At 65.9% G+C, this 22,409-nt stretch carries 19 protein-coding genes; 11 read left to right on the top strand and 8 right to left on the bottom strand.

The window, feature by feature from the left end; genetic code table 11:
• Positions 1-298 precede the first annotated feature (298 nt).
• The gene (locus QTI24_RS24450) at positions 299-439 is read left to right on the top strand and encodes a hypothetical protein (RefSeq protein ID WP_286603951.1); all 141 of its coding nucleotides are present in this window, start codon (positions 299-301) and stop codon (positions 437-439) included.
• Between the two features lie 1,224 nt (positions 440-1,663).
• Here QTI24_RS24450 and QTI24_RS24445 read toward each other — a convergent pair.
• The 4 genes from QTI24_RS24445 to QTI24_RS24430 are packed head-to-tail and all read right to left on the bottom strand — an operon-like array spanning position 1,664 to position 5,750.
• Entirely contained in the window at positions 1,664-3,016 is a 1,353-nt protein-coding gene (locus QTI24_RS24445; protein ID WP_286603950.1) for an LLM class flavin-dependent oxidoreductase, read from the bottom strand.
• Between the two features lie 19 nt (positions 3,017-3,035).
• A complete protein-coding gene (locus QTI24_RS24440; RefSeq protein ID WP_286603949.1) occupies positions 3,036-3,887 on the bottom strand; it encodes an ABC transporter permease in 852 nt (283 codons plus the stop codon).
• The gene (locus QTI24_RS24435; protein ID WP_286603948.1) at positions 3,880-4,734 is read right to left on the bottom strand and encodes an ABC transporter ATP-binding protein; all 855 of its coding nucleotides are present in this window, start codon (positions 4,732-4,734) and stop codon (positions 3,880-3,882) included. The genes QTI24_RS24440 and QTI24_RS24435 overlap by 8 nt, the downstream gene beginning before the upstream one ends.
• A complete protein-coding gene (locus QTI24_RS24430) occupies positions 4,731-5,750 on the bottom strand; it encodes an ABC transporter substrate-binding protein (RefSeq protein WP_286603947.1) in 1,020 nt (339 codons plus the stop codon). The genes QTI24_RS24435 and QTI24_RS24430 overlap by 4 nt, the downstream gene beginning before the upstream one ends.
• Before the next feature lie 337 nt (positions 5,751-6,087).
• Here QTI24_RS24430 and QTI24_RS24425 point away from each other — a divergent pair, with 337 nt between their 5' ends.
• Entirely contained in the window at positions 6,088-7,191 is a 1,104-nt protein-coding gene (locus tag QTI24_RS24425) for an enolase C-terminal domain-like protein (RefSeq protein WP_286603945.1), read from the top strand.
• A gap of 18 nt (positions 7,192-7,209) precedes the next feature.
• Here QTI24_RS24425 and QTI24_RS24420 read toward each other — a convergent pair whose 3' ends face one another.
• On the bottom strand, positions 7,210-7,584 hold the full coding sequence (locus QTI24_RS24420; protein ID WP_286603944.1) for a YbaN family protein: 375 nt from the start codon (positions 7,582-7,584) through the stop codon (positions 7,210-7,212).
• A gap of 104 nt (positions 7,585-7,688) precedes the next feature.
• On the bottom strand, positions 7,689-8,903 hold the full coding sequence (gene hmpA / locus QTI24_RS24415; protein ID WP_286603943.1) for an NO-inducible flavohemoprotein: 1,215 nt from the start codon (positions 8,901-8,903) through the stop codon (positions 7,689-7,691).
• A gap of 244 nt (positions 8,904-9,147) precedes the next feature.
• Here hmpA and QTI24_RS24410 point away from each other — a divergent pair, with 244 nt between their 5' ends.
• Positions 9,148-9,579, top strand: coding sequence for an iron chaperone (locus tag QTI24_RS24410; protein ID WP_286603942.1), 432 nt, complete (start codon positions 9,148-9,150; stop codon positions 9,577-9,579).
• Between the two features lie 432 nt (positions 9,580-10,011).
• Here the strand turns inward: QTI24_RS24410 and QTI24_RS24405 are convergent, their stop codons facing one another.
• Positions 10,012-10,275: a hypothetical protein gene (locus tag QTI24_RS24405; RefSeq protein ID WP_286603941.1), complete on the bottom strand. Its 264-nt coding sequence runs from the start codon at positions 10,273-10,275 to the stop codon at positions 10,012-10,014.
• Positions 10,276-11,072: 797 nt separating this feature from the next.
• Between QTI24_RS24405 and QTI24_RS24400 the strand changes: the two genes are divergently transcribed.
• The 6 genes from QTI24_RS24400 (at position 11,073) to QTI24_RS24375 (ending at position 18,638) form a co-directional block, all read left to right on the top strand.
• Entirely contained in the window at positions 11,073-12,767 is a 1,695-nt protein-coding gene (locus QTI24_RS24400) for a hypothetical protein (protein ID WP_286603940.1), read from the top strand.
• 535 nt (positions 12,768-13,302) lie between these two features.
• Positions 13,303-13,725 (top strand): hypothetical protein, encoded by a 423-nt coding sequence (locus QTI24_RS24395; protein WP_286603939.1) that lies wholly within the window; start codon positions 13,303-13,305, stop codon positions 13,723-13,725.
• Between the two features lie 848 nt (positions 13,726-14,573).
• Positions 14,574-15,335, top strand: a complete 762-nt coding sequence (locus tag QTI24_RS24390; protein WP_286603938.1) for an SDR family NAD(P)-dependent oxidoreductase — start codon at positions 14,574-14,576, stop codon at positions 15,333-15,335.
• Between the two features lie 68 nt (positions 15,336-15,403).
• Complete coding sequence (locus QTI24_RS24385) at positions 15,404-16,369, top strand: tripartite tricarboxylate transporter substrate binding protein (RefSeq protein ID WP_286603937.1); 966 nt, start codon at positions 15,404-15,406, stop codon at positions 16,367-16,369.
• Positions 16,369-17,652 carry a CaiB/BaiF CoA transferase family protein gene (locus tag QTI24_RS24380; protein ID WP_286603936.1) on the top strand — a complete coding sequence of 428 codons (1,284 nt, stop codon included), beginning with the start codon at positions 16,369-16,371 and terminating at the stop codon, positions 17,650-17,652. The genes QTI24_RS24385 and QTI24_RS24380 overlap by 1 nt, the downstream gene beginning before the upstream one ends.
• Positions 17,649-18,638, top strand: coding sequence for an NADPH:quinone oxidoreductase family protein (locus tag QTI24_RS24375; protein WP_286603934.1), 990 nt, complete (start codon positions 17,649-17,651; stop codon positions 18,636-18,638). Before QTI24_RS24380 ends, QTI24_RS24375 begins: the two co-directional genes overlap by 4 nt.
• A 46-nt stretch (positions 18,639-18,684) precedes the next feature.
• Here the strand turns inward: QTI24_RS24375 and QTI24_RS24370 are convergent, their stop codons facing one another.
• Complete coding sequence (locus tag QTI24_RS24370) at positions 18,685-19,386, bottom strand: GntR family transcriptional regulator (RefSeq protein ID WP_286603933.1); 702 nt, start codon at positions 19,384-19,386, stop codon at positions 18,685-18,687.
• Between the two features lie 225 nt (positions 19,387-19,611).
• On the opposite strand from QTI24_RS24370, the gene QTI24_RS24365 reads away from it, so the two are divergent.
• Both QTI24_RS24365 and QTI24_RS24360 read left to right on the top strand, forming a co-directional pair.
• Positions 19,612-21,357, top strand: coding sequence for an acetolactate synthase catalytic subunit (locus QTI24_RS24365; protein WP_286603932.1), 1,746 nt, complete (start codon positions 19,612-19,614; stop codon positions 21,355-21,357).
• Positions 21,357-22,409 (top strand): zinc-dependent alcohol dehydrogenase, encoded by a 1,053-nt coding sequence (locus tag QTI24_RS24360; RefSeq protein ID WP_286603931.1) that lies wholly within the window; start codon positions 21,357-21,359, stop codon positions 22,407-22,409. The genes QTI24_RS24365 and QTI24_RS24360 overlap by 1 nt, the downstream gene beginning before the upstream one ends.

The following is a 22,409-nucleotide window of genomic DNA, read 5'->3' as shown; positions in this document are numbered from 1 at the left end:
CTCGTCGCGGCGTTCTGCACCGTGACAGCCCTGCGCAACTGACCCTCGTGGAAGTCGACGACGTGACTGGTCAAGATGAGGATTCGCACGAGCGGCAATGCCAAGCGGTGGATCGGCCAGCATGCCGCGACAGCCTCAACTGGCCCGGGTTTCGGCACGCCGGCGCAGGGCCGCGACCGCGAAGTGACAGAAGTCACATCGGCCCTGCGCACTGCGTACTTCGCCAAACAAAGGCGGACGCGTAAATTTGTAGCCACTGAAATCGCACACCCGACGCGATCCACACCGGAGCACGGCCATGAAACTCTCTTCGCGCTGCCTGTTTTGGTTGACGAGTGCACTTTCGCTGGCGGCGATGGCCGTCGCGCTGCTGAATCCGAACCCCGCGGTCGCGGCTGACAGCGTCTACCTGAGCAAGCCTGATATCCAGATCGCCTGATCGGCAAGGGATGCTGTCGGAGGACCTTCTGAGCGGCGCGCGGCCGCATTGAGATGCTCGAGGGAGGGAGGCAGCTGGACGTCGACATTGTGTGGTGCACTGGCTTTCAGCCGTGCCTGGACTGGATCAAACTGCCGGGCAAGAAATTGCGCAGATTTCCAACACCCATCCAACTCCATCGACGGCCTCTGCGGCTGCGGCGAAGTCGATGCGTCACTCGAAGCTCCTGAATCGTGCTGGGCCCATGGGCTGTTGTGCGACCACTGCGAGATCCTGGCTCAGACGCCACCACCTTCTTCCACATGTTTACCGGCTGCAGCACCGCCTGCCCGTCGACCCGATGGCGTATGACCCCGCTGCCCTCAGTGCCTGGTTGCGACGCTTCGGCGCGCAGGTCCTGCTTGGAGCGCGGCCGCACCCACCCACCGAGGCGCTCAAGGCCATGTTCTCGCTGTTCAAGGGCCAAGGGCGCAGCGGCGGCTGGCGACCGCCATACCGGCCAAGTTCACGTTTTCGACCGGGAGGCCAGACTGGTCTGCCGCACCAGCGAGCTGCCGCCGACGGCGGAAGTCATGGCCGCGCTTCGGCGCGCCGCATGGCCGGCGCAAAGCCGCGGTTGAGGCGCCAGGAGCCGCCATCAGTGGATCGGACGGCAACATCGCCCAGGTCGAGAAAGGCGTAGCCCGTGTCTGGCGTCCAAGGCAGACGCCTTGAAGTTCTGTACGCGATAGGTTTGTTGGGAGGCAGCGCGTAGGTTACCCTCCGGCGCGATTCATGCGCTCGACTTGGCAGTCGAAGCTTCCGGGATGCGTGGAACACACGGAGAACTGACGTGGGGGTGTTGTCCCCGCGCAGCCGCAGCAGACGAAAAGGGCGCACAGGAGTGCGGCATTCACAATCATCTTTGACATTGCGCTCTCCGCACTCGGCAACCGTCCATGCCCGCTCAAGAATCGCGTGTTCAGCATGCGAGTCTAGTCCTGGTGCTGCTGTATGCCAACGCGCCGACAGCGAGGGACTTCAGCAACGGGTAGGACGCGCCACCGCTCGCAGCAGCCGCTCCTGACTTCCAGCGTCAAGCCAATCACGGAGCACTAAACCCCAGGCCTCACGGGCCGGTTCTGAGACAACACCTTTTGAAGCTGGCGAAGAGCGTCTTCCTGTAGTCGCGAATCCTCCGATGGGCCGCTGGTCATGACCACGGCATCACGACTGAAAAACGGGTCACGCAACCTTCTGCGCGGCAACGGAAAACTGGTTGACCGGACGGTCCAGCCCCAGGTTCTCCCGCAAGGTACGACCTTCGTAGGCCGTGCGAAACAGCCCGCGTCGCTGGAGCTCGGGAATCACCAGGTCGACGAACTCGTTCAGCGATGCCGGCAGCACCGGCGGCATGACATTGAAGCCGTCGGCCGCGCCGTCCTCGAACCATTCCTGCATCCGGTCCGCGATGGTCTGCGGTGTGCCGACCACCACCCAATGGCCCCGAGCGCCAGCCAGGTATTCGTAGAGCTGGCGCACGGTGAGCTTGTCGCGCCGGGCCAGCTCGAGCACCACGTGGGCGCGGCTGTTCTGTCCCGGCGGTGGCTCCGGAATGTACGGAGGCGGTTCGTCCAGTTCCCATTTCGACAGATCTTCGCCGGGCCAGAAGGTGTGCAGCGTGTTCAGGCCGACGGACGGGTGGATCAGTTTTTGCAGTTCCGCCCATTTGGCCTCGGCCTCTTCTTGCGTGCGGCCGATCACCGGCGAGATGCCGGGCAGCACCAGCAGCTGCTCGGGCCGCCGGCCGTACTTAGCAAGCCGCCCCTTCACGTCGCGATAGAAGGCCTGCGCTTCGGCCAGGCTGGTCCACGCCGTGAAGATGGCTTCGGCCGACGCCGCCGCGAGCTCACGCCCCGGTTCGGACGATCCGGCCTGCACGATGACCGGGTAGCCCTGCGGCGGGCGCTCCAGGTTGAGCGGACCGGAGACCTTGAAGTACTTGCCCGAATGGTTCAGCGCATGCAGCTTGGCGGGGTCGAAGTATTTTCCCGAGGCCGGATCGCGAATGAAGGCGTCGTCCTCGAAGCTGTCCCACAGACCCTTGACGACATCGATGAACTCGTGGGCTTGCTCGTAGCGGATGGCCGGGTCGGGATGCTTGTCGAGGCCGAAGTTGCCATGGACGTTGTCCGCGCCGGTGGTCACCACGTTCCAGGCCGCCCGGCCCTTGCTCAGGTGATCGAGCGACGCGAATTTGCGCGCCAGCTGGAAGGGGTCGCCGTAGGTCGTGGAGGCCGTCGCCACGAAGCCGATGTGCCGGGTCACCGCCGACAAGGCGGCCCACAAGGTCACGGGTTCGAAGTACGACACCCGGCCCTGGCGGCTGAAGGCTTCGTCGTCGCCGTGGAAGGCCAGGCCCGGGCTGTCCGCCACGAAGACCTGGTCAAACAGTCCGCGCTCGGCGGTCTTGGCGACTTCGATGTAGTGGTCGATGTTGACGCCCGAGTCGGTCTGCGAACCCGGATGGCGCCATGCCGCCACGTGATGGCCGGTGGCCATGATGAAGGCGCCGAGGCGCAGCTTGCGTTGGCTCATGAGATGGGTTCCTGTCGATTCATCCGCCGTCAGCGGCCGGCTTCCACGCGGTGAAGTGGCTCTCCAGCCTTTCGAGCGCGAAGTTCAGGGTGATTCCGATGGTCGTGATGGCAATGATCCCGAAGTACATGTCGGCGATCAGGAAGCTGTACTGCGCATAAATGATCAGGTAGCCCAGGCCCGCCTTGGCGCCCACCATCTCGGCTGCGATCAGCACGAGCATGGCGGAGGCGGCGGCCAGCCGGATGCCCACGAAGATGGTTGGCACCGCTGCGGGCACGATCACTTTCAGGAACAGCTGCGTGGCGCTCACGCCCATGGTGCGCGCCGACTTCACCAAGAGCGGGTCGACCTGGCGGACACCATTGATGGTGTTCAGCAGCAACGGCCATGCGCACGCGTACACGACGATGGCGACCTTGGAGACTTCCCCGATGCCCAGAAGCAGCAGGAACACCGGCAGCAGTGCCAAAGGCGCGGTATTGCGCAACAACTCGATGATCTGGCTCAGCGCGCTGCTCACGCGCTGGTACCAGCCGATCGCGAGTCCAAGGGGAATGGCAAACAGGATCGCGAGCAGCAGGCCGCCGAGCGAGCGCGCGAGGCTCACCGAGGTGTGCTGCCAGAGCTGGCCATTGAGGGCCATCGCCCAGCCTGCCGCCAGCACCTCGCTGAGCGGCGGCAGGAAAGTCGCATCCGTCAGGCCAAGCCGCGGAGCGAGCTCCCACAGCAGCGCGAGTGCGACCGTCAGGCCGGAGCGCCAGGAGACGTTGGCAACCCTGCCGTACAGGCGCGCCAGGAGTGACGGTCCGTACGTTCGCAGCGCGTGCGGCGCCGGATGCGTTCCGGCGTTCAGTGCGATATCAGGCATGGGAGAGTTCTTTCCTCGCGGGTTGTGCGGCGATGCGCGCGCGGCGCTCCTGGCGCGCCGAGTCGACCTCGTCATGCAGCAGGGACCAGATCTCGTGGCGCAGTTCACCGAACAGCGGCAGCGAGCGCACGTCATCCGTACCGGCTCGCAAGGATTCGGGGATCTCCACGATTTCCTTGATGCGCCCGGGGCGCGTGGTCATCACGGCCACCCGCTGGCCGAGCACCACCGCCTCATCGATGCCATGCGTGATGAACACGATCGTCTTGCCCGTGCGTTGCCAGATCGCGACCAGTTCTTCCTGCAGCGTTTCGCGCGTTTGCGCATCCAGCGCGGCAAACGGTTCATCCATCAGCAGCACCTGCGGTTCATAGGCCAGGCTGCGCGCGATCGCCACGCGCTGTTTCATGCCGCCCGAGAGTTCGTGCGGAAAGCGATTCGCGAAGTCGCCCAACCCCACCAGGTTCAAGTAGTGGGCCGCCTTGTCGCGGCGCGCTCGCGCCCCGAGTCCGGCCACCTCGAGGCCGAAGGCCACGTTGTCCAGCGCGGTACGCCACGGGAACAGCGCGTACTGCTGGAACACGACACCACGGTCACGCGCCGGGCCGGCCACGGGCTTGCCATCGATCAGGACGCGGCCGCGTGTGGGCATCGCCAGCCCGGCCAGCAGGTCGAGCATCGTGGACTTGCCGCAGCCGCTGGGGCCCACGAGCACGAGAAACTCACCCGGGTTGACGTCGAGGTCGACATCGTTCAGCGCGACAAAGCTCCGAGCTGCGCCGCGATCGTCGGCGCGCACGACGAATTCCTTGCTGACGCTCTCGAATCGGATCTTGGCGGCGCTCATTTGCTTGCAGCCACCTTCTCGGCGTTCTTGAAATAGGGGTTGAAAGCGTTGGTGTACAAGTCCGCAGGCTTGACCTGGCCCGGCTTGAGCAGTCCGTCCTTCACGAGCCAGTCGATCCAGATCTGGAGTTCGCCGTCCTTGATCACGCCGCCCGTCCCGGCCACGCCGGTGCTTTTCCAGTACTGGATGGTGTCGGCGCTCTCGGCCCGCTTGCGGCTCTCGATGACCTTGACGAAACGCGCCCGGACTTCGGCCGGCGGCGTGTTGCGAGCCCACTCGATCGAGCGCGCCAGTGCCGACACGAGATGGCGGGTGGTGTTGGGGTTCTGTTCGATGAACTTCGTATGCAGCACCAGCGTGCCCGCGGTGAAGTCGCCGTACAAGCCGCGGTCCGTGAACAGGGCACGGATGCCGCCGCGCTCCAGTGCCTTGTCGCGCAGCACGCCGCCCAGCGTGGTGACATCGACATGGCCCTGGCGCAAGGCCTGCTCGCCCGTCACCGGCGGCGTCGCCACCAGGGTCACCTGCCTGGCTTCCACGTCGCTGACCTTGCTTCGTTCCAGGTACTCACGGACCATGAATTCATGGTGCGCGCCCAAGGTGTTGACGGCAATCTTCTTGCCGACCAGGTCGCGTGCCGACTTGATCGGGCTGTCGTCCTTGACGTAGTAACCGGAATAGGTGTTCTCATCTGCACCGTAGTAGCCCAGCACCGCCTTGATCGGCGCCTTCTTGGCCAAGAGCTTGACCACGGCGCCGTTGAAGGCCCCGCCGATGTCCACGTCGCCGGTGACCACCGTCTGGATGTCCTGCGGGCCGCTGGTGGTATTGCCCACCCACTTCGCCTTGAGCGGCGCCAGGTAGCCCAGCTCTTCGGCCAGTTCGAGCCACGTCACCTGGCCGGCCCAGCCCTGGTAGCGGATGTCGGTCTTTTCCAGCGCCTGCTGGGCGCTCGCGGTGGCCGCCAGGCCCAGCGACAGCAGCGCCGCAGCAAGCAGGTTCGGTAGTTTCAGCATTCGATTTCCAGTGGTGGCAGTGAAATAGGGGCAATGGACGCACTCTCGAGTGCTCGAGGAGGCCTCACGGTAGAGGGCTGCCACGACAATGCCAAAGAAGAAATTCGCGTTTTGATATTTGCGGCGTCCGTCGCGTCACCGAAGCCCGGGTGGCGCTCCGGCCGCCCTCGTGTGATGGCATTCCCTAAGCGGCGGATTGCGCGCCGCCTTTGCGCTACGTTCGCGGCGTTGCGCTATGGTCTGCAGGCCACCTGTATCGCACTCGGCCCGCCCCGCCAGCGAGTTGCTGCGCGACGAGCGCACCACGCCACGTCCCTCGACCTCTGAAGGAGACAGCATGAAAAATGAAGTCAACCCGGAGATCCTGATCAGCGAGGTGCAGGCACGATCGGTCAACGTGCCACTCGAACACCCGGTGCGCACCAGCGTCGGCGTGATCGCGACCTCGCCCCTGGTCCTGATCGACCTGCAAGCGAACGATGGCAGCGTCGGCCGCGCCATCCTCTTCACCTACACGCCGGCGGCGCTGGAGGCCACCCGGCAGATGGTGATGTCGCTCGGCGAGGGCTTGAAGGGTCAGCCGCTGGCGCCCTTCGAGCTCGACCGGCTGCTGGCCCAGCGCCTGCGGCTGCTCGGGCGCACCGGCATCGCGCAGATGGCCTGCGCCGGCATCGACATGGCGGCCTGGGATGCGCTCGCAGTGGCGCGCAAGCTGCCCCTGGTGGAACTGCTGGGCGGCAGCCGGCGGCCGATCCCCGCTTACGACAGCCACGGCATGGACGGCGTCGAGCTCGGCGTCGAGCGTGCCAAGCGCGCAGTGGCGCAAGGCTTCGGCGCCATCAAGACCAAGGTCGGCTACGCGACGCTGGCCGAGGACCTGCGCGTGGTGCGGGCACTGCGCCAGTCGATCGGCGCTGACACGCACCTGCTGGTCGACTACAACCAGGGCCTGAGCGTGCCGGAAGCGGTGCGCCGCATTCATGCGCTCGAAGGCGAAGGAATCTCCTGGGTCGAGGAGCCCACGCTGCAGGAAGACTACGCGGGCCACGCGCGCATCCGCGAGAAGGTGCGCCTGCCGATCCAAATGGGCGAGAACTGGTGCGGGCCGGGCGAGATGGCCAAGGCGCTCGAGGCCGGAGCCTGCGACCTGGTCATGCCCGATGCGATGAAGATCGGCGGTGTGACCGGATGGCTGCGTGCCGCGGCGCTCGCCCAGGCGCGGGGCCTGCCGATGTCGAGCCACATCTTCCAGGAGGTCAGCGTCCACCTGCTGGCCGTCACGCCGACCAGCCACCTGCTCGAGCGCATGGACCTCGCGAGCCCCGTGCTGGCGCAGCCCTTGACCTTCGAGAACGGCACGGCGATCGCACCAGAGCGACCGGGCACGGGCATCGCGTGGAACGAGGACGCAGTGCGCCGCTTCGAAGTCAAGGCTCGCTGAATCGGAGCCTTGGAGCGTTCAGGGCTCGGGCCGCATCCACAGCCAGAGCGCGATCGCGCCCATGACAAGCGGTGCTGTGATCTTGAACACGATCGGCACATCGGCAAGGAGCACAACGGCCGCGCTGAAGACCATCATCCCGCTCGCGGCCCACTTGGCACGGCGTGGTACTGCGCCCCCTCGCCGCCATTGCCGGATGTGCTTGCCATAGCGGGGGTGTGCAAGAAGCCAGTGTTCCAGTGCAGGCCAGCCGCGCCCGCCCGCCCAGGCTGCGGCGATCAAAAAGGGAACGGTCGGCAGGAGAGGAAGGAAAACCCCGACCACGCCGAGCGCGACAAACACCAGCGCCAGCCCACGCCAGACCAACTTCGCAACGCGAGCATCGAGACGCATCAGCGCGCTGGCCGTTCGGGCCGCGCGGCCGGGACCTTGGAAGCAGACATGAGGCGAATGGTAGGTCAACTGCCTGCCGAAACCGACAAGGCGTGCGACACCCCCTACTCCTCGAACACGTCGGTGCCGAACACCTCGTAATGCACGCGAGCGTCCGGAACACCCAGCGCCTTGAGCGCTTCCACCTGAGCGCGCATGAAAGGCATCGGGCCGCAGATGTAGTAGTCCGCATCGGCCTTGACCGCGGACGCCGCGATGCGCCGCAGGTCGACCAGTCCCTCCTGGTCGTAGTCGTAGCCGAGGACGTCGCTGGGCAGCGGCGCGTCGTAGAACACGATGCTGGTCAGCCGCCGGTTCGTGTCGGCGGACGCTTTCAGGCGGTCCTTCATCGCGTGGACTGCGCCGTTGCGCGCGCCGTGCACGAACACAACCTCCCGGTCAGTGTTCTTCAGGACTGCCTTGAGCATGCTGACCAACGGGGTCAGGCCGACCCCTCCACTGATCAGCACCACCGGCGTGGTGGCCTCCATGTCGACATGGAACGGACCGAACGGCGGGGTGATGCGTACCACGTCGCCCCGGTTGACATGCTCGTGCAGGAGGTTGGATACATATCCGGCGGTTTCGGGCTCGCCCTCGCTCTCGCGCTTGACCGAGATCCGGTAGTTCCTGCCGTTCGGCGCATCCGACAGGCTGTACTGGCGCACCTGCTGCAGGCCCAGGCGCGGAACGTTGACAACGATGCTGATGTACTGACCGGGCTTGAAGTCGGCGATTGGCAGCCCGTCTTCGGGTTCGAGAAAGAAGGAGGTGATGACCTCGCTCTCCACCCGCTTGTGCCGCACCGCGAAGTTGCGCCAGCCGCGCCAGCCACCGGGGCGGCGCTGCGCTTCGTCGTAGAGGGCCGCCTCGGCGGCGATCATGATGTCGGCCAGGGCTTGGTACGCCTCGGCCCAGGCGGCGACGATGTCGCCGGTGGCCGCGTCGCCGAGAACCTCCTTGATCGCGGCCAGCAGGTGCTCGCCCACCACCGCGTACTGCGCCGGCTGCACGTTCAGACTCGCGTGCTTGTGGGTGATCCGCTCGACCGCTGGGCCCAGCAGCGACAGGTTGTCGATATGGGTGGCATAGGCCAGCACCGCCGCGGCGAGCGCCCGCTGCTGCTCGCCTCGTTCCTGGTGCCGCATGTTGAAGATGTTCTTGAGTTGCGGATGGGCTTGGAACAAGCGCTGGTAGAAGCGCTCGATGATGGCGTAGCCGTGCTCGGCAAGAACCGGCGCGGTGGCCTTGACGGTGGCGATGGTGGATGGCTGGAGCATCTTTGATCCTCGACTGACACCGCTGAGAGATGGATGTTATTGCTTTGAGTCCGAACGTCAATCCTGAACCGCTGAAACCGCGCTGCTTGCCCACCCACCCTTCGCGCGCCGAACCCGCCTGCCGCGGCCGTGCAGGCGGCGAGGGAAAAGCCTGGGTCCTGCCGACGCCCCTTGGGTATCCGTCTGATCTCGGTCTGTCGCCCCGCCAGAGCGTTGAGAATGGGATTTTGATGGCAGATCAACCATGGCGAATGACCGTGCGAATCAGGGCGACATGTCGATCCGGAAGGCAGTGCCCGCCACCATCGACGAGTACATCTCGGGTTTTCCGCCGGAGGTGCAAGCGACTCTGCAGAAGGTCCGGCAGACAGTGCGAGGCGTTGCGCCCGATGCGCAGGAAGTCATCAGCTACCGGATACCGGCGTTCAAGCTCAACGGCGTCCTTGTGTATTTCGCTGCCTTCAAGAGGCACATCGGCTTCTACCCTCCGGTGAAGGGGGACACGCGCCTGGAGAAGGCTGTCCTGCCCTACGCCGGTGAGAAGGGCAACCTCAGGTTTCCGCTTGACGAACCGGTCCCCTTCGACCTGATTGAACGAATCACGCGACTGCGCCTGAAGCAGAACCTGATGATGGCCCACGAAGGCCGTGCGGCAAACCGCCAGCGGAAGAGATGACTGTGACACCCTTGGTTGCGGCGCTTCCGCTGATCCGCGCAGGGAGGTTGCGCGCGCTCCTCGTCACGGCGCCGGAGGTCGCTCGCATCGCCTGAGGTCAGGGCACAGCTTGCGAGCCAGCAGCTGGAACCGATGCCCTTGCCGTCGGCCGCCTTCGGCGCACTGATTCTTTCGAAGCTGCCCTTCCGGTCTGACTTCGTTCGCCACAGCGGTGTCCGGCTTGAGTTCTGCAAGGCTCTTGCTGAGCGGTGGAGTCTGCGTGGCTTGACGGATCGCTGAGACGCGGCCGGCCCGCTGCAGAACAAGTAGGCCGCCGAGGCCGAGTCCCATCGGCCGCGTCCGTCGGAACAACTCGCCATCGCGCGACGGCCGACGCCAGTGCGCCACGCCGGGGCTGGCTCGAAGCCCGCCGCCCGATTATCAGCCGCACCCTCACTTCTTCGGGCGGGGATTGATCGTCTTTTGACGATCGCCGCCCTTATCCTGCGCTTCCAACGGCAGGCCTGCGCGCGCGATGCGCATCGGCTCAGCCTCCCCGGTGATCGTGACCACCACCCGGGTCCAGCCGTCGGCGGTTCGCGCGAACACCGCCGTTCCTTCAACGCCGCTCGTGCGCACGGCGCGCAAGATTCGCGCGTCGTTGACTTCGAAGTCCGCTGGCGCGTAGACGAATGGGATTGTTTCGGTGGAACTCACCTGTGGATGCTACGACTGTTGATGAGCATGGGGGAGTCCTCACCCAGCCCTTTCCCTGTCGCCGACGATCATCGTGATGTTCTGCTCGGAACTCGCCTGGAAGTGTTGTCGGGCGTCATCGACACAGGACCGCGGATCTCTCCCCTCCTCGCCGACGTTGCCGAACTGCCAAGCGACGACGCCTGCACGAACGACCTCCAGTTCCAACTGTCAACCTCATGCATCCGGCTTCACCGGAAAGTGGTCGCGAGGCACCGAGCCTGCACGAGGCTGGGGCCCTGTGCGCGACGTGGTGGATCCTGATCGGGCCCTTCCGCAGCTTCACATTCCTGTAAGCCGCAGGCGAAGTAACACAAAAGACCTCATCACGCAACGACCATTCCACTGACGCGAACCAATCCGGCCTTCCGTACGGTGGTCGCGGGTTCCAGTCAGTAACGATTACAACGGAGTGTTCGATGAAAACTGTTGCGCTTTCTTCGATTTCGATTGCGTGCGCGATCCTCGTGGCCGCATGCGGCGGTGGCTCTGGAGGGGGTGGCTTTTTCGGGGGGGGCACGACGCCACCGCCCGCGGCGACCAGTTCCAAGGTGGATGTGAAGGTGGTGGACGGCGCGATCTCCAACGCGTCCGTCTTCCTCGACCTGAACGAAAACGGCGCGCTGGATTCCGGCGAGCCGACCGCCAAGACCAACGCATCAGGAGTCGCTACGCTCGAGGTTCCGAACGACAGCGTCGGCAAGGCCCCGGTCGTGGCATTGGTCGGCACCGATGCGGTCGACGCCGACACCGGCCCCGTGCCGGTCGCCTTCAAACTGACGGCACCGAAGGACAGCACTGGCGTGGTCAGCCCGCTGACGACCATCGTCCAGCACATGGTCAAGGAAAACGGCATGACCACGGCCGACGCTGCTGCCGCTGCGCAGGCGCAGGCCGGCTTGAACGTTTCGATGCTGAGCGACTTCACCGCCAACTCGAGCGCCGATGGCAAAGTGGCGGCCAGCGCGGCGAGACTCTTTGTCGTCTCGGTGCAGCAGTACACGAGCACGCTGAGCCCTGCCGCCGGCAGCACAGACCTTTCTGGGGCAGCGATCACCCAAGCCGACATCGACAGGATGATTCTCGCGAAGGCGGTGGAGACCTTCCCTGTCATGGTGGAGGTCGCAAAAAGCCCCGAGGTGCAGGCGGCGTGCGCAACGCTGGGCGCTGATGCGTGCAAGACCGAGGTCACGGCTCGCGCTTCCGAGGTCAATGCGGCGAGCGGCCTGACCGCCGCATCACTGCCGCTGGTCGTCGCCGCGGCGCGCACGCCCGTCGACAATGCCACAGGCGTCGGCGGCGCCACCTTGGCGTTCCTGAATTTCGGGGACGCGAGTAACTGGTACTACCGTGTGTTCATGGCTTCTGCGGCGGAGAACACTGCAGACGCCAACGGAAACACCCGTTACCGCGGCTATTCGAGAGCGATGACGAACGGCAGTTTCGTCGAGTGGGCTACGGGCGGCTCGTACGCGCGTCGCGGCGACCGCCACTGGAATGGCAGCGCATGGGTCACCTGCGAGCTTGGGCAGCAGAACGTCCAGTCGAAGCGTCAATCCAACGGGAACGTTGCTGCCAACAACTACTGCGACGGCCTGGAGCTCAGCTCGTCAACGCGCTCGGAAGTCGACGTCTCCAGCAAGAAGATCGCCGACATCGTCGCCGTGATTCAGGCGAGCTTGCCAAACTATTCGAGCTGGGGAACACCTCCTGCAGGGTACACCGGTGGCGGGACGGCCAACTATGGCGCGGCGATCTTCCCCGCAGGATCGAAGCTTCTTTCTCAAAGCACGACAGTTTCGCAAACCGCGTTTGCGTTCGATGTGACGTCGCCACTCCGCAGCTACAACGACGCGATCGCCGCTGGCGCCGATACGCGCGGAAATCCGGGAACGGCCTGCAGCAGCCCAGAGGCGAACGCTTCGCCAACGCTTCCTGTCACGACCCTGGAGGGCATGATTGCCAAGTACAAGGGGACGCCGTGCATCTTTGGCACGCACTTCATCGGAAACGGCATTGCCAGCCCCAACCCCAGCGAATGGTGGGGCAACAGCACCTTGAGCGTTGGCCTCCTGGGAACGGCGCCGGTCCTGGCCGATCCGACGACCTTCATGACGGGGAACACCTACGTCCGGTTTGCTTTCTCGGGAGGCAACGCGATCAACTACTACTCGTGCCAGCAGCAGCACGTCAACAGGTCAGAGCGCAACTGCGTCCAGATCGGCACAGGTACGTACTCGATCCAGACACTGGGCGATTCCAGGGTACTCACCATCGCGAATCCTCCCGCCGTTGCCTCGCAGCTTGACTACGAACGCATCTTTGTGGAAAACGGCGGCCAGGTCTTCCATGGCTACAAGTCCAAGATGCGGACGACCTACTCGACGCGCTTGAACCTTCCGGCCACCAACGCAGTGTTCACTCAGCTCGGGATCCCGACAATCACCCCCTGAGAATCGGGCAAGCGCAAAGAAAAAGGGGCCACGAGCCCCTTTTTCCTTTCGGCCGCGGGAAAAAGGCAAACCAGCTTTGGTCTGCCGAGCGAGTCAATGGTGGCTGGCTGGTGCAAACGTGGGCCACGCCAACGCCCACGACCACTTTCCAACAAAGCTCCCCTCGCGCGCACCTTGCCGTTTGCGACTTGCGGCGGCTGGCGAACTTCTCCACGCGGACCGTGGACAGACCTGTGGACAACTGCATGCGGAACACGGGGGATCGGCTCCAGCAGTGCGTCTGAGCGCGATGCCTACCAAACAGGCACCTTCGCAGCGCCGGCAATCTTCGAGGCGGCGGCAAGTTCATGGCCCCGACGGTTGCGCCGCGGCACAACGACTAGAGCCAAAGCATTCATCTTGGCTGCGACGCCTTAGAAACTTGCACTGTTACGCAAAAACATGATGCGCCGGTGCGACGAATTCGTTGGAGGCTTCTGCAACGCACCAGACAATTCACGCAGGAATTTCAACTGGCTCCAAGGAGACCGACAAGATGGACGACCGGATGCCCGTTCACATCCACGATCTTTTGCTGCTTGCAGCTTCGGCATGGGAGGGAAACCACCGTGCGCCCGAGGCACTGCGCGAAGCCGGTCGACAGATCCTGGTCGAAGGCGGCCCGAAGGCGCTGGCCGAGACCGCATTGCTCGCGCTGCACTGCCAGTCGAAGATGGATGGGTCGCTGAAGCGCTCGATGGGGGTGCTGCGCGGTCGCAACCTCGTCGCGTTCATCGCAAGCTGCTGGAATGACTTGCCGTCCTGGAAGATGAATCACGACCCCGCGCTCGCGCCACTGAAAGCCGCAGCGCCCGAAGCAGCGCAACTCGTGCGGCTGATGCGCCAACTGCAGGCCTTCGCCCGGCCCGAGCATTTCGGCGGCGATCAGGTTCACAGCTTCTCGTCAGCGCGGCTTTAGCGTACCCCCTCGGTGCGGGGCCAGCGGGGCCCAGCCGACATCGCAGCGGAAGCCAGCCTTCGGGGGCCGGCGACGTCGAGGTGCGCTTGAATAGTTCTAGAGCGCACAGCAGCAATTCGACCTTGGACGCGCCTGCGCCCGTCGATGCCCCTGAGGCATTCGCGTGATTTGCGGACGGGCTTCCGCGTTTGCAGCAAGGCCCCTAGGATGAGGATCTTGGTCCAAGCCTTCGCCCTGCATCGCGGCGTCGCGAAAGCGTGCGATCGAGACTCCCGTCGGAGCGGTTGACGCAACCGTGACGGACCAGCGCAAGTACCTACCACGTCGAGGTCTCCATGCGTGAAAAGACGGTCTCGTACGAGGTTGCCAAACGGCACCTCCTTGATGCGTTGAGTGGTGCCCCCAGGAAACCCGCCAAGCGCGCCACACGGACTTCGACGGGCATGGCCAAGCCGGCAGCCGCGGCGAAATCAGTCGTCAAGCGCGCCGCCACAGCGCCCGTCCGCAGGATTGCGCGGTAGTCGCGGGCCGAGCGGGTTGCGACGCAGGGTGTTCCGCATCCCCAGTAGCTGGACCACAAGGTCCAGGCTCGGGCGTCAAGTCGCCCGATGCGAAGAGATCCAGATCCCGGCGCCATGTGAGGAAACTGCAAGGGCATCTGCGACGTAGACGCGGAACCCCGCCCCGTTGCCCTGCCGCGTGACCAACCAGTCCACGAGGCCGCAACCGTCGATTGACGGGATCCCTCCAAGATGCACGCGCGTTCCTGACAGTTGCATCGCCAATAACCTGGTTGACGTCTTGGCATCCTTAAGTTTATAAACTATACAATACAGATAAGGAGACCTATGAGCCGGTTCGAAGACAGCGTGGTGGTGGTGACGGGGGCGGGGCGAGGCATTGGGCTGGCGATTGCCGCGCGCTTCCTGGCTGAAGGCGCTCGGGTGGTGTTGGCCGACACGCAGGCCGGGGTCTTGAACGATGGCGCGACGACGTTGGGAGTGCCTCAACGCGTGCTTGCGATCGCCTGTGACGTGGCGAATCCCGCAGATGCTGCCCGTCTTGCCGACGAGACCGACCGGCGCTTCGGCCCAGTGAGCATCCTGGTCAACAATGCCGGCATCTCGCCCAAGCACAAGGGTGTGAAGGCACTCATCGCGGACATGGACGAGGCCGAATGGCGGCGGGTGCTCGACATCAACCTCACCGGTGCCTTCCTGTGTTCGAAGGCATGCCTGCCTCACATGAAGGCACTGAGCTTCGGCCGCATTGTCAATATTGCCTCGCAGGCCGGGCGCACCCGCACCGACATCGCCGGTGCGCACTACGCGGCGTCGAAGGCCGGGATGATGGGCCTCACGCGCGTGCTCGCCACCGAAGGCGGCAAAGACGGAATCACGGCCAATGCCATCGCTCCCGGCCGCATCGAAACGCCGATGGCGGCCGAGGCTGGTGCTGCGGTGAATGCAGCCTATCTTGAACGGATACCGGTCGGCCGTCTTGGAACGCCCGACGACATCGGGGCCGCCGCCGCCTTCTTGGCGAGCCGCGAGGCGGGGTTCATCAACGGCGTCACTCTCGACGTCAACGGTGGCGCGTTCATGATCTGACGACACCCTGCCCTGCCCTCCGCCCGCAAGTAACGCCGCCCCGGCCTCAACGACAAGGAGACAAATCCATGAAGACGATCCTGAGCATGCTCGCCGCAACGGCGCTGACCTCTGCAGCTCTCGCACCGCTGGCATCGAGCGCCGCCGGCTATCCGGAAAGGGAGATCAAGCTGAACGTGGGTTACGGCGCGGGCGGCGTGGGCGATGTGTCCGCGCGCCTGCTCGCCAAGGCGATGGAGAAGGAACTCAGGCAACCGATCGTGGTGATCAACAAGGCGGGTGCGCAGGCAACGATGAACCCGACGCAGCTCGCCCGCATGGAGCCCGACGGCTACAACGTCGGCGTGCTCACCTTCGCGCCGATGGCGATCGTCCCGCACATGCTGCCGGTGAGCTACACCGCGAAGGACTTCATCTTCGCTGGCGCGTTCGGCCGCTTTCAGTACGGGCTCGCGGTGCGCGCCGACTCGCCCTACAAGACGGTCAAGGACCTGGTGGAAGCGGCCAAGGTGAAGCCGCTCTTCTTCGGCGCGCCAGGTGCACCGAACAACATCGCCATGTTCGAGCTCGGGCGCAAGACCGGCGCGCGCTTCGACCAGGTGCTCTACAAGTCCGGCGGCGAGACCGTCCTTTCTCTCGTCGCAGGCCAGGTCGACGCGATCATCCAGACGCCCTCGGAGATCGTGCCGCACGTGCAGTCGGGCAAGTTGCGCCTGCTGGCTTCGGTGAGTCCCGCGCGCTGGGCGGACCGGCCGGACATGCCCACGGTCAAGGAGAGCGGCTACGACGTGGAGATCGAGTCCTGGATGGGCCTGGCCGTGCCCAAGGGAACGCCGCAGCCGATCGTCGACCGCCTGCAGGCCGCGATGCTTGCCGCCATGAAAGACAAGGAAGTGCTCGATGGCTTCGGCCGCATGGGCATCGACGCGGTGACGATGACCGGGCCCGACTACGCCCGGATGATCGACGAGGGCTACCTGAGCATGGGCAAGGCGCTCAAGGAAGCCGGCCTGACCACGGGCAAGGGCCAGTGATGGCAGCGCAAGGCACGGCGCCGGGCGCACTGGCCGGCGTGCGCGTGCTCGACCTGAGCCGCGTGCTTGCGGGGCCCTCGGTGACGCAGATGCTCGCTGACCTTGGGGCCGACGTGATCAAGGTCGAGCGGCCCGACGTGGGCGACGAGGCGCGCACGCAGGGGACGCGCCCAGCGCAGCGCCCGGGCAGCAACATCGAAGACACCTCGGGCTTCAGCGCCGTGAACCGGGGCAAGCGCTCGATCGAACTCGACCTCGCGTCGCCAGGCGGCCAGGCGATTGCACGCCGCCTCGCGTGCGAATCCGACATCCTCGTGGAGAACTTCAAGACGGGCGACCTGAAGCGCTACGGGCTGGACTACGAATCGCTCGCGGCGATCAATCCCCGCCTGGTCTATTGCTCGATCACCGGCTTCGGTCAGACCGGACCGTATCGCCTGCAGCCCGGCTACGACCTCATCTTCCAAGCGATGAGCGGCCTCATGAGCGCCACCGGCGGGCCGGAGGACGAACCGGGCGGTGGACCGCAGCGCGTGGGCTACCCCATCTCGGACGCGACCGCCGGCCTCTACGCGACGATCGGCATCCTCGCGGCGCTGCACCACCGCAACGCCCCCGAAGGCCGTGGACAGCACATCGACCTGGCCCTCCTCGACGCGCAGATCGCGGCGATGACGCTGGTGCCGACCAACTACCTGATCGCGGGCCAGCTGCCCCGGCGCGTGGGCATTGCCTCGCTGATGAGTTGCCCCTATCAGGCCTTCGACTGCGCCGACGGACAGATCGTCATCGCCGTCAACAACGCCAAGCAGTTTTCGCAACTTTGCAGAGTGCTCGGGCTGGACGCACTCGCGAGCGACGAGCGCTATGCGAGCAATGCGTCCCGCGTCGCCCATCGAGCGGCCCTCGTGCCGGTCCTGGCCGCCGCGCTGGCCAAGCTGCCCGTCGCGGAATGCCGGGCACGCCTGACCGATGCAGGCGTGCCCTGCGGACCGCTGAACGACATGCAGCAGGTGTTCGACGACGAGCAGGTGCGCCACCGTGGTCTGCGCCAGGAGGTCGTCCACCCGGTCAAGGGCGTGACACCCATCCTGGCCAACCCGCTGAAGTTCTCCGAGACGCCGGTGGCCTATCGGCGCGCGCCGCCTCAGCTGGGCGAGCACACCGCCGAAGTGTTGCGCGAGGTGCTGGGCATCGACGACGCCGAGCTTGCCGCGCTGCGCGAGTCCCGCGTCGTAGGCATCGCCGACCTGGCACGCAACGAACCCACCCAGACCGCATGAAAGCCATCCTTTGCCGCCAGTACGGTCCCCCCGAGAGCCTGACGCTGGAGGACTTGCCGAGCCTCGTGCCCGGCCCAAAGCAGGTCGTCATCGCGGTGCGTGCCGCAGGCGTGAATTTCCCGGACACCCTCATCATCCAGGGCAAGTACCAGTTCAAGCCGGACATGCCCTTCTCGCCCGGTGGCGAAGTCGCCGGCGTGATCCGTGCCGTGGGTACGGAAGTCACCGGTCTGCACGTGGGCGACCGCGTGCTCGCACCACTGGGCTGGGGCGGCTACGCCGAGGAGGCGATCGCGGAAGCCTGGCGCGTGTTGCCGATACCGCCAGACATGGATTTCGCAACGGCCTCCGCCTTCGTGCTGACCTACGGCACCTCGCACCACGCGCTGAAGGACCGCGCGCAACTCAGACCCGGCGAGACCGTGCTGGTGCTGGGCGCAGCCGGCGGCGTCGGGCTGGCTGCGATCGAGATCGCCAAGGCAATGGGCGCACGCGTGATCGCGGCCGCGTCGTCCGACGAGAAACTCGCCGTGTGCGCGGAACACGGCGCCGACGAACTCATCCAGTACGAGCGCGACGACCTGCGCGAGCGGCTCAAGCAGATCACGCAAGGGCGCGGCGTCGATGTCGTGTACGACCCGGTAGGCGGCGCGTACAGCGAAGCGGTACTGCGCAGCACGGCCTGGAACGGACGCTTCCTGGTGGTTGGGTTCGCTGCAGGCGACATCCCGTCGATCCCTCTGAACCTGCCGCTGCTCAAGGGCTGTGCCATCGTCGGCGTCTTCTGGGGCGCCTTTGCGCGCAACGAACCCGCGCGCAACGCGCAGAACATGGACGAACTTCTCGCCTGGTTCCAGCAGGGCAAGGTACGGCCGCACATCTGCGCGCGCTATCCACTGGAGCAGGCAGCCGACGCAATGAAGGCGATCGCGAGCCGCGCGGCCAAGGGCAAGGTGGTCATCACCATGGCGGGCGCCTCATCGTGAGCGCGAAACACGCGCCGGCCGTGACCGGGCGGCGACAGCGCCGGACTCAGCCCTTGCGCGCCTGCGCCTGGAGCGCCTCGACGATCGGCGCGCCGCCCTTCACGATGTCGCGCGCGATCGCTGCGGCTGCCTCGTCCGGATCTCGTGCGCGCAGTGCTGCGAACAGGCGTTCATGCTCATGCGACACGGGGACCTTCTGGTCCGTGCCCTTGTAGATGAGGTTCAGATAGGGGCCGGTGCGCACCCACAGCGATTCGATCAGCGCCAGCAGTTCGGAGCGCTGGCTCAGCGCGTAGATGCGCAGGTGCACCTCGCGGTTCAAACGCAGCGTCGTGCGGTAGTCGCCGCCGCGCTTGGCCACCATCATCTGGCGATGCAGTTTCTCGATCGCCTTGAGGTCAGGCTCGGTGACGTGATCCACCGCACAGCGGCACGCCAGGCCCTCCAGCGCCACCCGGATGTCACGCAATTCGATGTACGTCTCGGGCGTCAGGATCGGCACCGTGACCGACTTGTTGCGATTCATCGCCAGCGCGCGTTCGGCCACCAGTTGGAGCATCGCCTCGCGCACCGGCGTCTGGCTGACGCCGAGGCGATCGATCAGCGTGCGTGCGCTCAACTTCTGGCCGGGCAGGAGTTCGCCGTTCGCCAGCGCGCTGCGCATGAACTCATAGACCTTGCTCGAGAGGCTCGAATGGGAAATACGTTCGGAGGCTTCGGAAAGGATGTCGCTGCCGGCCAGGGTCATTCTTCGTGTATCGGGTTGGAATGGTGGGGATTGAAGCACAGGGGACGGTCCTTCAGGGCGTGCCGCGCCTATTTTTTGGTTGACATATTCTATAGTTTATAGAATTATTGGACCCACTTGAACGACAGGCAGCGCCATCCTCGGCGCGCTTGTCGACCGATCCCTCCGCCCGACCGCGCTCTCTTCGCGGGCCGGTCGCCCCGCTAAAGACGCTGGAGACAAGACATGAACCAACTCGCCATCGACCCCACCACCCAGCGCGCGACGCAGTCGCGCGGCCTCGACTACACCGACACCGTGGCACACCGCATCGCCGCCGGCCTGAAGCGGCACGGTGTCAATTGCCTGTTCGGGCAGAGCCTGCCTTCGATGGTCCACCTGGCGGGCAGGAACCACGGCATCCGCCAGATCGCCTACCGCCAGGAGAACACCGGCGGCTACATGGCCGACGCCTATGCGCGGCTGAGCGGACAGGTCGGCGTCGTCACCGCGCAGAACGGTCCCGCCGCCGCGCTGCTGGTGGCGCCCCTGCTCGAGGCGCTGAAGGTATCGATCCCTCTGATCGCCCTCGTGCAGGACGTGAACCGCGACCAGACCGACCGCAACGCCTTCCAGGAGATCGACCACGAGGCGATGTTCCGGCCCTGCGCGAAATGGGTGCGACGGGTCACGGAAGCGAGCCGCATCGACGACTACCTCGACATGGCCTTCACGGCCGCGACGAGTGGCCGTCCGGGGCCAGCCGTGCTCCTGCTGCCCGCCGACCTGCTGCTGGAACCGGCGCCGGCGGCGACGGCGCGCAGCGCGTCGCTCGGCCGCTATCCCCTTGACCGCGCCCTGCCCGACAGCGACAGCCTCGATGCGGCTGCCGCGCTGCTGGCGCAGGCCGAGAACCCGGTGGTGATTGCCGGCGGTGGCGTCCATCTCTCGGGCGCGGCAGCCGAACTCGCGCGACTGCAGGAGAGCGCCAGCCTGCCGGTGGCAACCACCGTGATGGGCAAGGGCGGCGTCGACGAGGGCCATGCGCTGTCGATCGGTGTCGCGAGCTACTTCACCGGCCCCAACGGCGGCGCGCGTTACCTGAAGCCGCTCGTCACCGATGCCGACGTCGTGCTGCTGGTGGGCAACCGCACGAACCAGAACGGCACCGATTCGTGGAAGCTGTATCCGAAGAACGCGCGCTTCATCCACATCGATGTGGAGCCGATGGAGGTGGGTCGCAACTACGAGGCGATGCGACTGATCGGCGATGCGCGCCTGACGCTCGCCGCCCTGTCCGATCGCCTGGAGCGCGGCGACCTCTCCAAGCGCCGCAGTCGCCGCGCCGCGGTGGAAGCGGCGATCCGCAAGGGCCACGACAGGCATCGCGACGAGGTCGCGGCCTTGGTCGAGAGCAGCGCGTCGCCGATGCGCCCCGAGCGCATCATGAGCGAGATCGACAAGCGACTGACACCCGAGAGCATTGTCGTGGCGGACGCGAGCTATTCGTCGATCTGGGTGGCCAACTACATGCACTCGCGCCGCGCCGGCATGCGCTTCATCACGCCGCGGGGCCTGGCCGGTCTCGGCTGGGGCCTTCCGATGTCGCTCGGCGCACGCGTCGCGAAGCCCGATGCGCCCATCTTCTGCGTGGTGGGCGACGGCGGCTTCGCCCATGCCTGGGCCGAACTCGAGACGGCCGTGCGCATGAAGCTGCGCGTCGTGCTGGTGGTGCTGAACAACGGGATCCTGGGCTACCAGAAGCATGCCGAAAACGTGAAGTTCGGAGCCTTCACGGACGCCTGCGACTTCGTGCCTGTCGATCACGCGGCGATCGCCCGGGCCGTGGGTGCGCGCGGCGTACGCGTCGAGAAGGCCGCCGAGCTCGGGCCGGCACTCGACGCCGCGCTGTCGGCGGACACGATGACCCTGATCGACGTGGTGACCGATGAGAACGCCTTCCCGCCGGTGAGCTGGTACGAGGTGACCTGATGCTGGCGCTGCGAAAGACCGCGCCCGCACCGGGGCTGTCGCTCGACGAGGTGCCGGAACCCGGACGCCCCGGCAGCGGCGAAGTCCTGATCGAGGTGGCCGCCGCCGGCATCTGCGGCTCGGACGTGCATGTGTACGACTGGACCGGCAGCTACGAGTTCATGCGCAGCCGCCTGCCCGTGACGATGGGCCACGAGTTCTCCGGCCGCATCGCGGCCGTCGGGCCCGAGGTCTCGGGCTTGGCCGAGGGCGATCTCGTCTCGGCGATCCCCACGATCGGCTGCATGAAGTGCACGACCTGCGCAGCCGGCTTCCCGCAGCGGTGCAACTTCCGCCGCACCATCGGCCTGACCAGCGATGGCGCCTTCGCCCGCTTCGTGCGGGTCTCGGCGCTCGCCTGCGTCCCGCTACGCGAAGGCACCGACCCGGTGCTCGCCGCCTTGATGGAACCGCTGTGCGTCGGCGACAACGCAGCCGACGTGGGCGCCGTGACTTCCGGCGACATCGTCCTGGTGTTGGGCCCCGGCACCATCGGCCAGGCGATCGCGCGTGCCGCCGCATGGCGTGGCGCAACCACCGTGGTGGTGGTCGGTCTGAACGACCGCGTCCGCCTCGCAACCGCGCGGCAGATCGGCGCCACGCACACCATCGATCTGGCGGAGACGGCGGACCTGAGTGCCAGCTTCCTCGCTGCGACGGGCGGCCGGCAGGCCGATGTCGTCTTCGAGGCGACGGGCCATCCCTCGAGCATCAACCAGGGTCTGGCCGTGCTGCGCAAGGACGGCGTGCTGGTCACCGCGGGCATTCATGCGCAACCCGCGGCGATCGACCTCACCGCGCTGGTGCGCAATCGTCAACAGATCCGCGGCGCACACGCGTCGAGACGCAGCGGGTGGGACGTCATGGCGCGGCGCCTGTACGAGACACCCGAGGCGGTACGCCCCTTCGTGTCGATGGTGCTGGGGCTGGAGCACGCGCTCGACGGATTCGAGCATTCGCGCGCGCGCGATGTGTCGAAGGTCGTGCTGCAGCCGGGACCGGTGGGAGGCTAG

The organism is Variovorax sp. J22P240, assembly GCF_030316855.1.
Classification (GTDB): Bacteria; Pseudomonadota; Gammaproteobacteria; order Burkholderiales; family Burkholderiaceae_C; genus Variovorax.
Note: the sequence above shows the minus strand (reverse complement) of the source record. Positions and strands in the feature narration are given on the sequence as shown.

What these genes read in the sequence shown, in the direction of transcription:
- QTI24_RS24390 (WP_286603938.1), top strand. Translation starts at nt 14,574, where the DNA reads ATGAGCCGGTTCGAAGACAGCGTGGTGGTGGTGACGGGGGCGGGGCGA.
- QTI24_RS24435 (WP_286603948.1), bottom strand. Translation starts at nt 4,734, where the DNA reads ATGAGCGCCGCCAAGATCCGATTCGAGAGCGTCAGCAAGGAATTCGTC.
- QTI24_RS24360 (WP_286603931.1), top strand. Translation starts at nt 21,357, where the DNA reads ATGCTGGCGCTGCGAAAGACCGCGCCCGCACCGGGGCTGTCGCTCGAC.
- QTI24_RS24450 (WP_286603951.1), top strand. Translation starts at nt 299, where the DNA reads ATGAAACTCTCTTCGCGCTGCCTGTTTTGGTTGACGAGTGCACTTTCG.
- QTI24_RS24430 (WP_286603947.1), bottom strand. Translation starts at nt 5,750, where the DNA reads ATGCTGAAACTACCGAACCTGCTTGCTGCGGCGCTGCTGTCGCTGGGC.
- QTI24_RS24440 (WP_286603949.1), bottom strand. Translation starts at nt 3,887, where the DNA reads ATGCCTGATATCGCACTGAACGCCGGAACGCATCCGGCGCCGCACGCG.
- QTI24_RS24365 (WP_286603932.1), top strand. Translation starts at nt 19,612, where the DNA reads ATGAACCAACTCGCCATCGACCCCACCACCCAGCGCGCGACGCAGTCG.
- QTI24_RS24420 (WP_286603944.1), bottom strand. Translation starts at nt 7,584, where the DNA reads ATGCGTCTCGATGCTCGCGTTGCGAAGTTGGTCTGGCGTGGGCTGGCG.
- QTI24_RS24370 (WP_286603933.1), bottom strand. Translation starts at nt 19,386, where the DNA reads ATGACCCTGGCCGGCAGCGACATCCTTTCCGAAGCCTCCGAACGTATT.
- QTI24_RS24425 (WP_286603945.1), top strand. Translation starts at nt 6,088, where the DNA reads ATGAAAAATGAAGTCAACCCGGAGATCCTGATCAGCGAGGTGCAGGCA.
- QTI24_RS24395 (WP_286603939.1), top strand. Translation starts at nt 13,303, where the DNA reads ATGGACGACCGGATGCCCGTTCACATCCACGATCTTTTGCTGCTTGCA.
- QTI24_RS24445 (WP_286603950.1), bottom strand. Translation starts at nt 3,016, where the DNA reads ATGAGCCAACGCAAGCTGCGCCTCGGCGCCTTCATCATGGCCACCGGC.
- hmpA (WP_286603943.1), bottom strand. Translation starts at nt 8,903, where the DNA reads ATGCTCCAGCCATCCACCATCGCCACCGTCAAGGCCACCGCGCCGGTT.
- QTI24_RS24380 (WP_286603936.1), top strand. Translation starts at nt 16,369, where the DNA reads ATGGCAGCGCAAGGCACGGCGCCGGGCGCACTGGCCGGCGTGCGCGTG.
- QTI24_RS24375 (WP_286603934.1), top strand. Translation starts at nt 17,649, where the DNA reads ATGAAAGCCATCCTTTGCCGCCAGTACGGTCCCCCCGAGAGCCTGACG.
- QTI24_RS24385 (WP_286603937.1), top strand. Translation starts at nt 15,404, where the DNA reads ATGAAGACGATCCTGAGCATGCTCGCCGCAACGGCGCTGACCTCTGCA.
- QTI24_RS24410 (WP_286603942.1), top strand. Translation starts at nt 9,148, where the DNA reads ATGGCGAATGACCGTGCGAATCAGGGCGACATGTCGATCCGGAAGGCA.